The sequence below is a fragment of the Nocardia higoensis genome, from assembly GCF_015477835.1.
GTDB classification, from domain to species: domain Bacteria; phylum Actinomycetota; class Actinomycetes; order Mycobacteriales; family Mycobacteriaceae; genus Nocardia; species Nocardia higoensis_A.
This window is the reverse complement of sequence record NZ_JADLQN010000001.1, coordinates 670,062-684,612: the sequence shown is the minus strand read 5'-3', so window position 1 is coordinate 684,612 and position 14,551 is coordinate 670,062. Positions and strand designations below refer to the sequence as shown.

Sequence of the window (14,551 nt, the reverse complement as noted above, 5' to 3'; positions counted from 1 at the left end):
TTTGTGCGCGCGAGTTCGGTCGAGACCCAGATCGACTGGTGCGCAACGCTATTGCGGGTACCCGTGGTGAAGCAGGTCACCGCAGCAGCGCGAGGGTCGGGGCGAACGCCTCCATGCTGTCCTCGAGGACGGTGAAGTAGCTGATGCCGAAGCGTTCTCGTAGTTCGCGCAGGCGGTCGGCAGCGGCCTCGGGGGAACCGATCAGCAGGGTCGGGACGTCGTCGGGGTCGCCTGCGGCTTCTTCGGTGAAGGCGGGACGGTAACTCTCCAGCACAGCCGCGGACTCCTGCGGACCGACCACTTTCTGCAGCAGCAGGTTGAACTCCACCTGGTCGGCCCGCTCGCCCAGTGCGTCACGGACATAGCCGATACGCTCGGCCATCTTCTTCGCTCCGGCGAGCAGCATGGGTCCGCCGTCGGTGGCCGCGCCGGCGCCGGTGAAGCCGACGATGTCGGCGTGCCGGGCGGCCACGGACAGCAGGCGGTCGCCCCAGCCCGCGATCAGCAGCGGCGGGCCCGAGGGCTGGGCAGGCCGCGGCCGGTACCCGGGGTCGGCGAACAGCCGCCGCAGGGTGCGGGCGGTGTGTTCGACGTGGTCGACCCGCTTGCCGCCGGACTCGAAAGCGATACCCGCCTCCTCGAATTCCTCCTTCACATAGCCCGCCCCCAAGCCGAGCTCGACCCGTCCGTCGGTCAACCGGTCGACAGCCGCGGCTTCGCGGGCGAGCAGGACCGGGTTGTAGAAGGCGGCGTTGAGCACGAAGGTGGTCAGCCGTGGCCGCTCGGTGGCCTCGGCGGCGATGGTCATGGCGGGGAACGGCGCGGGCATGCCGAGGTGGTCGGCGACGCCGAGGACGTCGAATCCGAGTTCTTCGGCTCTGCGGCACTTGCCGATCCACTCGGTGCGCGATTGCGCGACGAACATGTTGACACCGAACCGGAATGCGCGTGGCGTGGTCACCCGGTCCTGTCTACCGGCACGCCGTCCCGGCCGCCACCCTTGCCGCGCCAGGCCCGCCGGGGCATCCTGGCGGCATGTTCGACGCGCCCCGTTACGGAACGGGTTCCCTGTCCGATGTGCTGCCCTCGGTACTGGCCTGCCTGGGCGTACCCGGCGAACAGGACCGTCTCGGTCTCGACCTGACCGCGACCCGGGTGTGCGTACTGCTTGTCGACGGACTCGGCGCCGAACTGCTGGCCGGGCACGCCGAGGTGGCGCCGTTCCTGTCGAGCCTGGTCGCGAAACCGCTGACCACCGGCTTTCCGAGCACCACGGCGACCTCGCTGAGTTCGCTCGGCATCGGCGCACCGCCCGGCGAGCACGGCATCGTCGGTTACCTGATGAACGTGCCCGGCTACGACCGCTTGGTGAACGCCCTGCGCTGGCAATTGCAGGGCCAGGGCGGTCACAGCGCGGAGCGCGACCGGGTCCACGACCTGCTGACGGACTTGGTTCCCGAGCAGTTCCAGCCCCGGCCGACCACGTTCGAGCGCGCGGCCGCCGCCGGGGTGCGGGTCGGGCAGGTCGCGCCGATGTACCAGGCCGCGTCCGGCCTCACCCGTGCCGCCTTGCGCGGCAACGAGTTCCGCCCCAGCTTTTCCTTCGGCGATCTGGTCGACGGGGTGATCACCGCACTACGCGCGGGCGAACGTTCTCTTGTCTATGCCTATCACGGCGAACTCGACACCACCGGGCACGTGCGCGGCACCGCCTCGGATGCTTGGCTGCTCGAACTGTCCCACGTCGACCGGCTCGCGGCCGCCATCGCCGAGCGCCTTCCCGCGGGCGCGGCCTTGCTGGTCACCGCCGATCACGGCATGGTCGACATCACCGCCCCCGTCGACTTCGACACCCGCCCCGAACTGCGCGCGGGGGTGCGCACATTGGGTGGCGAGGCGCGCGCCCGCCACGTCTACACCGAGCAGGGCGCGACCGCTGACGTCGCGGCCGCCTGGCGGACCACGCTCGGCGATGATTTCGCGGTACTCGGGCGCGACGAGGTCATCGCCCGCGGCTGGTTCGGACCGCTGGTCACCCCGGCCGCCGCGGCGCGCATCGGCGATCTGGTGGTCGCGGCCCGCGGCCGGGGCGGAGTGATCCGCAGTGCGGCCGAACCGCTGGAGGCCGCGATGGTCGGTCACCACGGATCGTTGACCACCGCGGAAGTGGAGATCCCGCTGCGCATCGCCACCGGCTGACGCACACGCCCCGCCTCGACGTGAGTTCCGGTACGGCGGGCTCTAGGCTCACGGTGGGGGGCCACAGGATCGCGCGGCCGTCCCGCTCGACCGGAGAACAGGAGGAGCCGATGATCGGCACCGTTGGCAGGACCGGTCTGGCGGCGTTCGCCGCCGTCACCTTGATGAGCGGATGCTCCGACGTCGAGAGAGCACTCAACCGCGGCGGCGACACCCCGTGCGGGGAGTACGTCACCCAGGACGCGGACACCAAGCGCATCACCATCACCAAATTCGTCAAGGAACGCGACAACCTGTCCACCGAACCGTCCGGAACGGCGGTCGACCTGACGATGATGGCCGTGGACGTGTTGTGCTCGGGCCAGCGCAACACCGATACACCGATCAAGAACGCCGATGTGGCGGGCATGATCGTGAACAAGTGAATCAGCGGCCGGGCAGGAACCGCAGCGAGCGCGCGATCGTCATGAGCATCTGCTGCCACAGGTCCTGCGGAACCAGCGGCGGCGGGTCGAGATTCATCCACCGGGTGACCGCGACATTCTGCGGCTCGGTGTACTTCAGCAGGCCATCGGGCCCGTGCCTGCGCCCGACGCCGGACTGCCCCATGCCGCCCATCGGCGCGGCGGTGCTCGCCCAGGCCGGGGCGTAGCCTTCGTCCACGCAGACCGTGCCCGTCCGCAGTCTGCGCGCGATCGCCTCGCCCTCGGCCGGGCTCGCGGCCCACACGCTCGCATTGAGCCCGTACTCGGTGTCGTTGGCGCGCCGGATCGCCTCCTCGACATCGACGACCGGGTAGATCGCCACCAGCGGCCCGAAGGTCTCCTCGCGCGCGCAGATCATGTCGTCGGAGACCCCGGCGAGCACGGTCGGCTCGAAGAACAGCGGTCCCAGATCGGGCCGGGCTCCTCCGCCGGTGAGGACCCGCGCGCCCTTGGCGGTGGCGTCGGCCAGGTGCGTGGTGACCGCCTCGAGCTGTGCCGGTGAGATGAGACTGCCGATGTCGGCGGAGAAGTCGTAGGCTGCCCCCAACCGGGCGGCTTCCACCGCGAGGACGAACTTCTCGGTGAATTCCGAGGCCACCGCCTGCTCGACATAGATCCGTTCGATCGAGATACACAGCTGGCCCGCGTTGGAGAAGCAGGCGCGCACCGCCGCCTTGGCCACCCGGTCGAGGTTCGCGCCCGCGGTGACGATCATCGGGTTCTTGCCGCCGAGTTCGGCGGAGAAGCCGATGAGCCTGCGCCCGCACTGCTGGGCCAGCGTGCGTCCGGTGGCGGTGGAGCCGGTGAACATCAGGTAGTCGCAGGACTCGACGATGGCGGTGCCCACCACGGTGCCCCGGCCCGGCACGACCGCGAGCAGATCGCGCGGCAGGCCCGCGCGGTAGAGCAGATCGGCGGCGGCGAGCGCGGAGTACGGGGTGGTGCTGTCGGGTTTGACGACGACGGCGTTGCCCGCCAGCAGCGCGGGCAGCGCGTCGCCGACGGACAGCAGCATCGGGTAATTCCACGGCGCGATCACCCCGACCACGCCTTTGGGTTGGTGGTACACCGCCGTGCGGTTGAGAATCGGGAACGCGCCGGGTACCGAACGAGGTGCGAGGAGTTTCGGCGCGACGCCGCGGAAATAGCGCGCCGCGAAGATCAGACCCATGATCTCCTCCTGCGCCGCCCACCGCGCTTTGCCGGATTCGGCCTGGATGACATCCATCAGTGCGCAGCGGTGCTCGACGATCAGCGCGCGGAAGCGTTCGATCACCGCGGCACGTTCGCGGACCGGGCGGGCGGCCCACCGCGACGCGGCGACGCGGGCCCTGCGGAAGGCTGTCTCGACGTCGGCCGCGGTCCCGATCGCAACCTCGCCCAATGCCGCGCCGGTGAAGGTTTCGGTGATCGTGGCGTGTTCGTGCTGTTCGGAGTCGTGTACGGCGGCGAGCGCGCCCAGTCGGGCGAACTCCGCGGCGGTAGGTGCGGGCATGGTGCCTCCTCGTAGTGACACAGCGGCGATGACACAAGCATGGGACGACGCAACGCGACGATGACGCAGCACGACGATGACGCAGCACGACGATGACGCAGCACGACGATGACGCAGCACAGCGACCATGACATGTCAATAGTAGTCTCGCTCACCGGGACCGGAATGACAGCCGTGTAGTCCGCTCCATTAGGTTGTGCGGATGTTCAAGGCGAGACTCGGTGTGCGAGGCCGGATCCTTGCAATCGCGTTGGTCCCGAGTCTGACACTGCTGGTGATCGGCGTCGGAACCGCGGGATATCTGGTCGATCAAGGAAGCGCGGCCCGCGATTGGGCCGAGGAGATTCAGATAGCCACCCCGGCCACCCGCGAGTTCGTCGAGGCGTTGCAGCAGGAACGGCACTACACCGTCGCGACCCTGACCGGCGACGCGGCGGCCACCCCCGCGCTCACCGCCGCCCGGGTTCGCTTGGACGGCGCGGTCCGCAACATTCTGGAGACGACTTCCGAACTGAAAGTGGGCAACGGCAACGAGGAAGATGCCAAGGCGTTCCACGCGGTCATCGATCACCTCGTCCAACTGCGTCAGGGCGTCGATGTACGGCAGATTCCCGTCCTCGACGCCTACGGCTTCTTCAGCCAGATCCTCGACAGGGTCGCCGCGGGTACACGGACGGCGCAGGAGCAGGCGCCCGACACCGAGATCGGCGTCCAGCTCAGCCGGGGTGTGCGACTGCTCTACGCCGCCGAAGGCATGTCCCGGTCGAACGCGTTGGCGCTGGCTCTGGCGGCCACCGAGTCCGAACTCGACGACATCCCGATGGACGAGCTGGTCTACCAGATCGGCTACTACCACACCGAGATCAACCTGTTGGCTGCCGACACTCGCAGCGATCAGCAGGAGCAGGCGGCCGCTCTGCTCTCCTCGCCGGCCTGGCAGCAGGTCACCGCGGTGGAGAGCGCCTTGCTGCGCGGTGACGATCTCCCCGGAAACCTGGTCGACTGGCAGGAAGCCGCCAATCAGCTCAACCGGTCGCTACTGGATCTGTGGATCAGCCACAGCCTGCAGACCGAGGACATGGCCGAGGACACCTATGGTGCGGCCGCGCGCAATTCGCTGCTCACCGGCGGCGGCGTGCTCGCGATCAGCGTCTCGGCGTTCCTCATCGCCTTGGCGTTGGCCAACCGCATCATCCGCAGGCTCAAGAAGTTGCGTGGGGAAACCCTCGCGCTCGCCGACGTCAGTCTGCCCGAAACCATGCGCAAGCTGCGCGAAGGCGAGATCGTCGACGCCGCCGGAGAAACTCCGCGCCTGGACTACGGCGACGACGAGATCGGCGAGGTGGCACAAGCCTTCGAGCACGCGCACGCCGCCGCCGTCACCGCCGCCGTCGACGAAGCGCGCACCCGCGAAGGCGTGAAGGCGGTGTTCCTCAACATCGCCCACCGCAGCCAGATCGTCGTGCACCGCCAGCTCGAGATCCTCGACGAGGCCGAATCCAAGCAGGAAGACCCGGCGATGCTGGAGACACTGTTTCGGCTCGATCACCTCGCCACCCGCGAGCGGCGCAACGCCGAGAACCTGATCGTGCTCGGCGGTGGTATGCCGGGCAGGCAGTGGCGTAATCCGATTCCGCTGGTCGACCTGGTGCGCGCCGCGGTCGGCGAAACCCTCGACTACGCGCGCGTGCAGGTGCAGCGGATTCCGGATGCGAACGTGCTCGGCTCGGCCGTGGCCGACCTCGGGCACCTGATCGCCGAACTGGTCGACAACGCCATCTCCTACTCCCCGCCGCAGTCGAAGGTAGAGGTCTCGGGCAATCTCGTCGGACGCGGCGTCGTCGTCGAGATCTCCGACCAGGGCATGGGCATGCCGGAGGGCGAGCTGGCACGGGTCAACGAGATGCTGCGCAACCCACCGGACTTCGGTGTCGCGCGGCTGTCGGCGGATTCGCGCCTCGGCCTGTTCGTGGTCGCACAACTGGCGGTACGCCACGGCGTGTCGGTGCGGCTGTCGGAATCCAACTACGGCGGCGTCCGCGCGGTCGTGCTCATCCCCTCCGCGTTGCTGGCGCCGGAGCCCTCCGCGGAGATCATCGAGGAACGGGCGCTGCCGGTATCTCCGCCGCGCTACGAACCCGTCCCCGACCGTCCGGCCCCCGAGTTCCCCGAATCGTCGGTAGCCACTCTCGCGCCGCCGGAGAGCATCCCGCCGCGTATCGCACCCGAGCGACCGGTACCGTCGGCCTACACCCCTCTCGGCGGCAAGCCGGAGCTGCCCAGACGCAGGCGGCAGGAGAACCTGGCACCCGAACTGACCCACACGCCCACCCCGGAGCCGTCCGCCGAACGCGAACGTTCTCCCGAACAAGCCCGTGATCTGATGTCGGCCATAGAGAATGGAACCCGGCAGGGCCGCCGTGAGCGGCTCAACGAAGGACAGGAAGGCCAACAGTGAGCACTGCCAAATCCGGCGACCTCGACTGGCTGCTCGACGACTTGGTCGATCGACTGGCCGGCGTGCGTTACGCGGTGGTGTTGTCCACCGACGGACTGCTGCTGGGCAGGTCGACCAAGATGAGCCGCGAGGACGCCGAGCATTTCGCGGCGATGTCCTCGACGCTGTACGGACTCTCCCGCAGTGCGGGCAGCCGGTTCGGCGGCGGCGGCGTGCGCCAGGCGGTGATCGAACTCGACCGCGCGGTCCTGTTCGTCACGGCGGCGGGTGACAACGCCTGCCTGGCGCTACAGGCCGCGGAGAACGCCAATCTCGGCATGGTGGCCTACGAGATGAACGTGACAGTCCAACGGGTCGGCAACTTTCTGTCCACCCCTGCCAGATTGTCATGACACGCGAGGGCGGGGCGTTCTTCGACGACGCGGCCGGACCGGTGGTCCGGCCCTATGCGTTGATCCGCGGCCGCACCATGGGCGCCGCTCATGACCTGGACATGCTGACGGTGGTCGTCACCACCACCAAGGCGCCGACACTGCGCAGGCCGGAGCCCGAATACGGCATCATCGTCCGGCTCTGCGCGCAGCCCCAGTCCGTGGCCGAGGTAGCTGCACACTTGCAACTTCCTCTTGCGGTGACAAAGATTCTCGTCGGCGACTTGATCGGCGAGGGACAACTGATCTTCCGGGCTCCGATGCAATCGGACAGTGGCCCCGACGATCTCAACGTATTGCGAGCGGTTTTGGATGGCATCAGAAAACTTTGACCCACGGGTCGATTCCGGATCACAGCGCTTGGCCGCTTCGGTCAAGATCCTCATCGCTGGCGGATTCGGGGTCGGCAAGACCACAATGGTTTCGGCGATCAGCGAGATCACGCCGCTACGCACCGAGGAACTCATCACCGAGGTCAGTAACGGTGTCGACGACCTCTCCGGTGTCGAGTCCAAGGAAACCACCACGGTGGCGCTGGATTTCGGTCGTATCACCATCGACCGCGATCTCGTGCTCTACCTCTTCGGCACGCCCGGCCAGGACCGATTCTGGTTCCTGTGGGATGAGTTGTCCCGTGGGGCGCTCGGCGCTGTGGTCCTCGCCGATACCCGCAGGCTCAGCAATTCCTTCGCCGCGGTCGACTTCTTCGAGCGCCGCGGACTGCCGTTCATCATCGGCGTGAACTGCTTCGACGGCGCGCCCCGCTACACCGTGGACGAGGTGCGCGACGCACTCGATCTCGACCCGCACACCCCGGTGCTGTTGTGCGACGCCCGCAGCCGTGATTCGGCCAAGAGCGTGCTGCTGACCCTCGTCCAGCACCTCATCGAATTGGCGGGACGCGCTCCGGTCACCACCTGATCGCCGACCCGGCATCCGCCTTCTCGCTCGAGCGGATGCCGGTCGGCGTTTCTCGTTCCTCCAGGCCTGCACCGACGACTCCGACCGGAAGCGATCGGAGACGAACGCGATCGATCATTTCCTCCGCCAGGTTCCCGAGCCGCCGGAGGCATCACCGGTCCGGACGCGGGGCCGAGAACTCAGCGCAGTCGTCCGGCCGCATGCAGGTCGTCGAAGAGCAGTTGATCGACCGGCGGCACGAGTTCCCGGTCGTGGTAACCGAACCACGCCAATTCTTCGATCTCGCTGCTGGGGGCGAGGACGCCGCGATACTCGGCGGTATAGCAGGCCATGCGCACCAGCGGTCCGTCGTGCGGGCCGTGGGCGTTCGCTTCGTAGCAGCCGGCCGGTGCCACGGTTTCGGGCAGCAATGCGATCGTCAGTTCTTCACGAATCTCGCGCAGCAGTGTCTGCAGATCCGATTCGCTCCCTTCGCGTTTGCCGCCGGGAATGAAGAAGACGTCCTTGCCTCGCGGACGGCCGCACAGAATCTTGCCGTGCTCGATATGCACCCACGCGACCGTGTCGATCACTGTCGCCGCCACCGGACTGTCCGCCATGGCCGCAGCCTATCGCGTGCCGACCCGCAGGTCGGGGCGGCCTGTGGCGCTCGCCAGCCGGTCGAGCGCGGCGTCGAGCCCCTCGGGCAGCGGTGCGTCGTCGAACATCGAGATCACCACGTCGTCGCCGTCGATCTCCCAGGTGCCGGTGATGCGGCCCGCGTCGACGACGAGGGGGGCGATCCAGCCCGCGGTGCGACTGACCTCGCGGCGATGGGACTTCGGCAGCAGTTCGGTGTCGGCGGTGCCTGGGCCGAGGACGTACTGATCGAACGGCCCGAGGAGATGGGCCTCGCGTGACGGCTCGGTGGTGGCGAGGTCGTCGGCGTGTTCGCTGAGCACGTAGGCCGCGCGTCCTTCGACCTCGACCGGGGTGAGCGCATCGCCGAGCGCGGCGAACCACGAGCGGACCACGCTCTTGCGCAGGCTGTTACGGGTGAGCCAGGCGTCGAAAGTCTCCGGCCCGGCGGGACCGTACGCGCCGAGGTAGCCGCGGATCGCGACGGGTGCGGCGCTGTCCGGATCGACCGGGACGGACCAGCCGGGTATCAGTGCGTGCGGGCTGGTGAACGTCACCCGGTTGCCGTCGGCGGGTCCGTGGCAGAGCACGCCCTGCCAGGCCAGCGGTTTGAGCAACGCGCCCCAACCGGACCGCAGTTCCGTCCCGAGCTCGTGGAAAGCCGAGTCGGCGAGCAGGGCGTCGACGAGTTCGGCTCGGGTGAGCGCGGTGTCGGCCAGGATATGCCCGACCGCCTCCCCCAGCGCGGCCACCGTCGCCGGTGTGGCGCCGAACGCCTTCTGCCAGGACGGTTTCTCCCACGTCCGGGCCGAGGCGATCAATGGAAGGACCGCCGCGGCGACAGCGGGCGTCATCGCGTGCAGGGTGCCGCGCATCGCCCAGGTCTTGATCAGAGCGCCGGTGGCGAGCGCGGATTCGACCGCGCCTGCCACCGCGGTGGCGCTGCGCACCGCTACCGCCGTCTCCGCCGCCGACGCCACCTGCGCCTGCACACCCGCCAACCGATCGGCCACCGCTACGGCGGCTCCCCCGCCCTCGACAGGCTTGGCGACGAACTGCCTGCGCAGCCGCCATGCGAAAACCTGATCCCACGTGACGCGCACCGCTCCTCCTGTCCCCGGCGTTCCGCGCCCACACGCTACCCGCGCCTGCCGACAGATCCGTGCGCGAACATGGGCACACCGTGGCGATCCGTTCAACTGGTATCGACGTACCATGACTCCCGTTCACCCGGAGACGAAAGGGGCCGCCAGTGCCACGCTTGGCCGACCACGACGCACGGCGACGCCAGATCACCGATGCCGCACGCCGGGTCATCGTGCGCGGCGGCCTGGAGGCGGCGACCTTCCAGGCCGTCGCCGCCGAGGCAGGCATCTCGGTACGCCTGGTGCAGTACTACTTCGGGACGAAGAAGGAGTTCCTGCTCGGAACCCTGAAGTCCGTCATCGACGCGATGGCGTCCCGCTTCATCGAACAGTTCGAGAGCCTCGGCGACGACCCCGATCCCCGGTTCGCGTTGCAGACGATCGGACGCGCGCTCCTGCCCCTCGACGACCTCCGTCGCGACGAGGCCCAGGTCCTCGCCGCCTATCAGGCCGCCCGGCTGACCGGATCCGAACCGCTTCCCAGCGAGACGCTCGCACCTGCCCGGTTGCTGGTGGAGACCTTGGCCGAACACATCGGCCGCGCGCGGGGGTACCCCGCCGGTGACGATTCCCCGGACACGCAGGCCGCGATCGGACTCGATGCCGAGCTGCTCAGCGTGTTGATCCCGGGACTCTCGCAAACGGTGCTGAGCGACTTCCACACCCCCGAACGAGCCGCCGAACTGCTCGACCACGCCATCGATCGAATCCTCGGCCCGGCGGGCCCGACATCGCCACGCGAGGAATGATCCCCGTCCGTCGGACCAGCATGCGAACATATGTTCGTGTCCGAACGCGAGAATCGCCTCCAGCCGCCGACGAGGTCGGCGAATTCGGAGCGCGAGGTTCGCCGCGACGCCTCGATCCTGCACGCCGACCTGGACTCCTTCTACGCCTCCGTCGAACAGCGCGACGATCCGAGCCTGCGCGGGCTGCCGGTGATCGTCGGTGGCGGGGTCGTGCTCGCCGCCTCTTACGAGGCGAAGGCCTTCGGTGTGCGCACCCCGATGAACGGCGCGCGGGCACTGCGCTTGTGTCCGCATGCCGTCGTGGTGCCGCCGCGGATGAGCGCCTACTCGGCCGCGAGCAAGGCGGTGTTCGAGGTCTTCCGCGACACCACCCCGATGGTCGAGGGCATCTCCATCGACGAGGCGTTCCTGGATGTGGCAGGACTGCGCCGCATCGCGGGGGAACCCATCGACATCGCGCGCCGATTACGTGCCCGAATCCGCCACGACGTCGGGCTGCCCATCTCCGTCGGCATCGCGCGCACCAAATTTCTCGCCAAGGTGGCGAGCGCGGTCGCCAAACCGGACGGGTTGCGCCTGGTCGAGCCCGGACAGGAGCTCGAATTCCTGCATCCGCTGCCGGTGGAACGGCTCTGGGGCGTGGGCGAGGTGACCGCGCGGACCCTGCGCGCACACGGCGTCACCAGGATCGGGCAGCTCGCCGAACTCGGCGAAGACGGCCTGCGCGGCATAGTGGCCCCGGCCGCCGCGCGCCACCTTTCCGCGCTGGCCACGGCCCGCGATCCACGCCGCGTCGAGACCGGACAACGCAGGCGCTCGATCGGCGCGCAGCGGGCGCTCGGCCGCCGTCACCGCGCACCCGAGGAGATCGACTCCTCTCTGCACGGCCTCCTCGACCGGCTGGGCAGGCGATTGCGCGCCGCCGACCGGGTGGCGCGGACCGTGGTGCTGCGGTTGCGTTTCGACGATTTCTCCCGCGCCACCCGCTCGCACACGCTGCCCGCTCCCACCGACGACACCGCCGTCCTGCTGGCTGCCGCGCGGCGGTTGCTCTGCGAAGCCATGCCGCTGATCGAGGAGCGCGGTCTCACCCTCGTCGGCCTGGCGTTGACCAACCTCGCCGACGCCGACCCCCGCCAACTGACCCTGCCGCTCGAAGCCCGTCCCGACAACACCCTCGACCGGACCCTCGATGACCTGCGCCGACGTTTCGGCTCGTCGGCCGTCACCCGCGCCGCTCTCATCAACCGAGGCGAGGGCCTGTCGGTCCCGCTGCTGCCTGAGTGAACTGCCGGTGCCGTCCGCGTGAGCACGGCAGGCAGTGGCTCGACAGCTGCTGGTGATCCGCCGTGCCGAAGCCCTCGGAACACGATCCGTCGCCGTCGCGAATCGCAGCGGCACAACAGATCCCATGGAAGTTCCGGCGGGTGAACCGTTTCCGGACGTACCATTCCCCCGTGACCGACGAGACGCGAGGTACCGCACTGCGGGTTCTGGTCTACAGCAACGACGCCGACACCCGGCAGCAGGTGATGCTCGCCGTCGGTACGCGCCCGCATCCCGACCTACCCGAACTCGAATTCCTCGAGGTCGCGACCGCACCGTCGGTGATCGAACAGCTGGATGCCGGGGGCATCGATCTGGCCGTTCTCGACGGCGAGGCGGCTCCCGCGGGCGGGCTCGGTATCGCCAAGCAGCTCAAGGACGAGTTGGGCGACTGTCCACCGATCCTGGTGCTCACCGGTCGCCCGGACGACGCCTGGCTGGCCAAGTGGTCGCGCGCCGAGGCCGCGGTTGCCCACCCCATCGATCCGCTGCGTCTCACCGAGTCGGTGGTGGAGTTGCTGCGCAACCGTCACGCCGCCTGATTCATATCAATCGCAGATGACTGGGCCGCGCCGGTGCCGGCCTGCTCGATCGCGTCTCGCGCCGCTTCCCGCACCACGCGCCGGGGCGCCTCACCAGCTTCGATTACCACCGTTTCGGTCATGAATCGCAGTTGCGAATTCGATCAAACCGTCCCTCGCATTCGGTCGTAGCGCCCCCACGACGGCTGTAATCTGTGCCATAGCTCACAAATATCGGGTAGCCGAATAATCGCCCCGTCGCGATGACTGCTGCCCACCCGCCCGGTCGGCCACTGCCCGCCGGCCGGTCGCCCGACGACGACGAGGAGCCTCGGCTCACAAGGAGGGGAAGCGCTCGTGAACCTGGAAACGCCCACCCTCGTCCTCGGCGCGCTGGCCGCGGCTTTCGCGATCTTCTCGATCGTGCTCTCGGCGCTGCTCGGTCCCAAGCGCTACAACCGGGCCAAGCTGGAAGCCTACGAATGCGGTATCGAGCCGACCCCGCACGCGGTGGCCGGCGGGCCGGGAAACGCTGCCGGACAACGATTTCCGGTGAAGTACTACCTGACAGCGATGCTGTTCATCATCTTCGACATCGAGATCGTGTTCCTCTACCCGTGGGCCGTGCATTTCGACGCACTGGGTCTGTTCGGTCTCGCCGCCATGGCCTTGTTCATCGTCAACGTCTCGGTCGCCTACGCCTACGAATGGCGGCGCGGCGGGCTCAGCTGGGACTGATCGCCGCCGGAGTTTCGCCCGCACAGTGGAAGTGAGTGTCAGTCGGATATGGGTCTCGAGGACAAACTGCCCAGCGGATTCCTGCTGAGCACGGTAGAGGATTTCGCCGGATATCTACGCAAGGGCTCGCTGTGGCCCGCGACCTTCGGCCTGGCCTGCTGCGCCATCGAGATGATGGCCACCGGCGCGGGCCGTTACGACCTCGCGCGGTTCGGTATGGAGGCGTTCCGAGCCTCGCCCCGCCAGGCCGACCTGATGATCGTGGCCGGGCGGGTGAGCCAGAAGATGGCGCCGGTGCTGCGGCAGGTCTACGACCAGATGGCCGAGCCGAAATGGGTGCTCGCCATGGGCGTGTGCGCGTCCTCCGGCGGCATGTTCAACAACTACGCGGTGGTCCAGGGCGTCGATCACGTGGTCCCGGTCGACATCTATCTGCCGGGTTGCCCGCCGCGCCCGGAGATGCTGCTCAACGCGATCCTGGCGCTGCACGAGAAGATCGCGCACACCCCGCTCGGGGTGAACCGGGAGGAGGCGGTACGCGCCGCCGAGCAGGCCGCCCTCGCCGCCACGCCGACCATCCGCATGGAGGGGTTGCTGCGATGACCTTCGATGTTTCCGACAACACCGGCCCCGGCGATACCGCGAGCTCCGGCACCGGCACCGGCTCCGGCACCGGCACCGGCACGAACATCCCCGATCCCGCAGTGGGCCCCGAATCGACCGTCCCGCCAACGGAATCGGAGGCGCGGGGCGCGGAGGTGATCGGCGTCCGCCGCGGTATGTTCGGCATCCGCGACAGCGGGGACACCTCCGGATACGGGCGTCTGGTCCGGCCGGTTCTGCTGCCGGGCAGCACCCCGCCGCCCTACGGCGGCTACTTCGACGAGATCGTCGACGCGCTGACCGTCGCGCTCGGCGGGAGCGGAGCCGGCTTCGCCGAGGCGGTGGAGAAGATCGTGGTCTTCCGGGGCGAACTGACCCTGCACGTGCGGCGCGAACACCTCGAGCCCGTCGCCCGCGCCCTGCGCGACGATCCGGCGTTGCGGTTCGAACTGTGCCTCGGCGTGAACGGCGTGCACTATCCCGAGGACACCGGCCGCGAACTGCACGCGGTCTACCAACTGCGCTCGATCACCCACAACCGCACCCTGCGCGTGGAAACCTGCGCACCGGACGCCGACCCGCACATCCCCTCGCTGTTCGGGGTGTACCCGACGACCGATTGGCACGAGCGCGAGACCTACGACTTCTTCGGCATCGTCTTCGACGGTCATCCGTCGCTGACCCGTATCGCCATGCCCGACGACTGGCGTGGTCACCCCCAGCGCAAGGACTACCCGCTCGGCGGGATCCCGGTCGAATACAAGGGCGCGCGCATCCCGCCGCCCGACGAGCGGAGGGCGTACAGCTAGTGAAGGACACCGACATCCGGCCCGGGCGCCACCGCGCATCGGAGCAGGCGCAG

Annotated in this window: 17 protein-coding genes; 12 read left to right on the top strand and 5 right to left on the bottom strand. The window is 68.7% G+C overall.

Annotated elements, in window-relative coordinates; all coding sequences use genetic code 11:
- Positions 1-76: 76 nt before the first annotated feature.
- Complete coding sequence (locus IU449_RS03050) at positions 77-961, bottom strand: LLM class F420-dependent oxidoreductase (protein ID WP_195000427.1); 885 nt, start codon at positions 959-961, stop codon at positions 77-79.
- A gap of 74 nt (positions 962-1,035) precedes the next feature.
- Here IU449_RS03050 and IU449_RS03045 point away from each other — a divergent pair, with 74 nt between their 5' ends.
- Entirely contained in the window at positions 1,036-2,199 is a 1,164-nt protein-coding gene (locus tag IU449_RS03045; RefSeq protein ID WP_195000426.1) for an alkaline phosphatase family protein, read from the top strand.
- 110 nt (positions 2,200-2,309) lie between these two features.
- Positions 2,310-2,624, top strand: coding sequence for a hypothetical protein (locus tag IU449_RS03040; protein WP_195000425.1), 315 nt, complete (start codon positions 2,310-2,312; stop codon positions 2,622-2,624).
- Between the two features lies 1 nt (position 2,625).
- Here the strand turns inward: IU449_RS03040 and IU449_RS03035 are convergent, their stop codons facing one another.
- The gene (locus IU449_RS03035) at positions 2,626-4,179 is read right to left on the bottom strand and encodes a succinic semialdehyde dehydrogenase (RefSeq protein ID WP_195000424.1); all 1,554 of its coding nucleotides are present in this window, start codon (positions 4,177-4,179) and stop codon (positions 2,626-2,628) included.
- 202 nt (positions 4,180-4,381) lie between these two features.
- Between IU449_RS03035 and IU449_RS03030 the strand changes: the two genes are divergently transcribed.
- Genes IU449_RS03030 through IU449_RS03015 form a run of 4 tightly spaced genes read left to right on the top strand, consistent with a single transcriptional unit; the run spans position 4,382 to position 7,989 of the window.
- The gene (locus IU449_RS03030) at positions 4,382-6,637 is read left to right on the top strand and encodes a nitrate- and nitrite sensing domain-containing protein (RefSeq protein ID WP_195000423.1); all 2,256 of its coding nucleotides are present in this window, start codon (positions 4,382-4,384) and stop codon (positions 6,635-6,637) included.
- The gene (locus IU449_RS03025; protein ID WP_195000422.1) at positions 6,634-7,029 is read left to right on the top strand and encodes a roadblock/LC7 domain-containing protein; all 396 of its coding nucleotides are present in this window, start codon (positions 6,634-6,636) and stop codon (positions 7,027-7,029) included. Before IU449_RS03030 ends, IU449_RS03025 begins: the two co-directional genes overlap by 4 nt.
- Positions 7,026-7,400 (top strand): DUF742 domain-containing protein, encoded by a 375-nt coding sequence (locus tag IU449_RS03020; RefSeq protein ID WP_195000421.1) that lies wholly within the window; start codon positions 7,026-7,028, stop codon positions 7,398-7,400. Before IU449_RS03025 ends, IU449_RS03020 begins: the two co-directional genes overlap by 4 nt.
- Positions 7,381-7,989 carry a GTP-binding protein gene (locus IU449_RS03015; RefSeq protein ID WP_195000420.1) on the top strand — a complete coding sequence of 203 codons (609 nt, stop codon included), beginning with the start codon at positions 7,381-7,383 and terminating at the stop codon, positions 7,987-7,989. The genes IU449_RS03020 and IU449_RS03015 overlap by 20 nt, the downstream gene beginning before the upstream one ends.
- A gap of 179 nt (positions 7,990-8,168) precedes the next feature.
- On the opposite strand, the gene IU449_RS03010 is transcribed toward IU449_RS03015, so the two are convergent.
- Both IU449_RS03010 and IU449_RS03005 read right to left on the bottom strand, forming a co-directional pair.
- Positions 8,169-8,588: an NUDIX hydrolase gene (locus tag IU449_RS03010; RefSeq protein ID WP_195000419.1), complete on the bottom strand. Its 420-nt coding sequence runs from the start codon at positions 8,586-8,588 to the stop codon at positions 8,169-8,171.
- 9 nt (positions 8,589-8,597) lie between these two features.
- Positions 8,598-9,710 carry a winged helix DNA-binding domain-containing protein gene (locus tag IU449_RS03005; RefSeq protein ID WP_324188063.1) on the bottom strand — a complete coding sequence of 371 codons (1,113 nt, stop codon included), beginning with the start codon at positions 9,708-9,710 and terminating at the stop codon, positions 8,598-8,600.
- A gap of 149 nt (positions 9,711-9,859) precedes the next feature.
- On the opposite strand from IU449_RS03005, the gene IU449_RS03000 reads away from it, so the two are divergent.
- From IU449_RS03000 to IU449_RS02990, 3 genes are all read left to right on the top strand, one after another.
- Positions 9,860-10,501: a TetR/AcrR family transcriptional regulator gene (locus tag IU449_RS03000; protein ID WP_195000417.1), complete on the top strand. Its 642-nt coding sequence runs from the start codon at positions 9,860-9,862 to the stop codon at positions 10,499-10,501.
- A 30-nt stretch (positions 10,502-10,531) separates the two neighbouring features.
- The gene (gene dinB, locus IU449_RS02995) at positions 10,532-11,788 is read left to right on the top strand and encodes a DNA polymerase IV (RefSeq protein WP_195000416.1); all 1,257 of its coding nucleotides are present in this window, start codon (positions 10,532-10,534) and stop codon (positions 11,786-11,788) included.
- Between the two features lie 170 nt (positions 11,789-11,958).
- Positions 11,959-12,369, top strand: coding sequence for a response regulator transcription factor (locus IU449_RS02990; protein ID WP_195000415.1), 411 nt, complete (start codon positions 11,959-11,961; stop codon positions 12,367-12,369).
- Here IU449_RS02990 and IU449_RS29420 read toward each other — a convergent pair.
- Positions 12,357-12,491 carry a hypothetical protein gene (locus tag IU449_RS29420; protein ID WP_267468258.1) on the bottom strand — a complete coding sequence of 45 codons (135 nt, stop codon included), beginning with the start codon at positions 12,489-12,491 and terminating at the stop codon, positions 12,357-12,359. The genes IU449_RS02990 and IU449_RS29420 overlap by 13 nt on opposite strands.
- A 214-nt stretch (positions 12,492-12,705) precedes the next feature.
- Between IU449_RS29420 and IU449_RS02985 the strand changes: the two genes are divergently transcribed.
- Genes IU449_RS02985 through IU449_RS02975 form a run of 3 tightly spaced genes read left to right on the top strand, consistent with a single transcriptional unit; the run spans position 12,706 to position 14,498 of the window.
- Positions 12,706-13,086 (top strand): NADH-quinone oxidoreductase subunit A, encoded by a 381-nt coding sequence (locus IU449_RS02985; RefSeq protein ID WP_195000414.1) that lies wholly within the window; start codon positions 12,706-12,708, stop codon positions 13,084-13,086.
- Positions 13,087-13,134: 48 nt separating this feature from the next.
- Positions 13,135-13,689, top strand: a complete 555-nt coding sequence (locus IU449_RS02980; RefSeq protein WP_195000413.1) for a NuoB/complex I 20 kDa subunit family protein — start codon at positions 13,135-13,137, stop codon at positions 13,687-13,689.
- Entirely contained in the window at positions 13,686-14,498 is an 813-nt protein-coding gene (locus IU449_RS02975; RefSeq protein ID WP_195000412.1) for an NADH-quinone oxidoreductase subunit C, read from the top strand. The genes IU449_RS02980 and IU449_RS02975 overlap by 4 nt, the downstream gene beginning before the upstream one ends.
- The last annotated feature ends 53 nt before the right edge of the window (positions 14,499-14,551 follow it).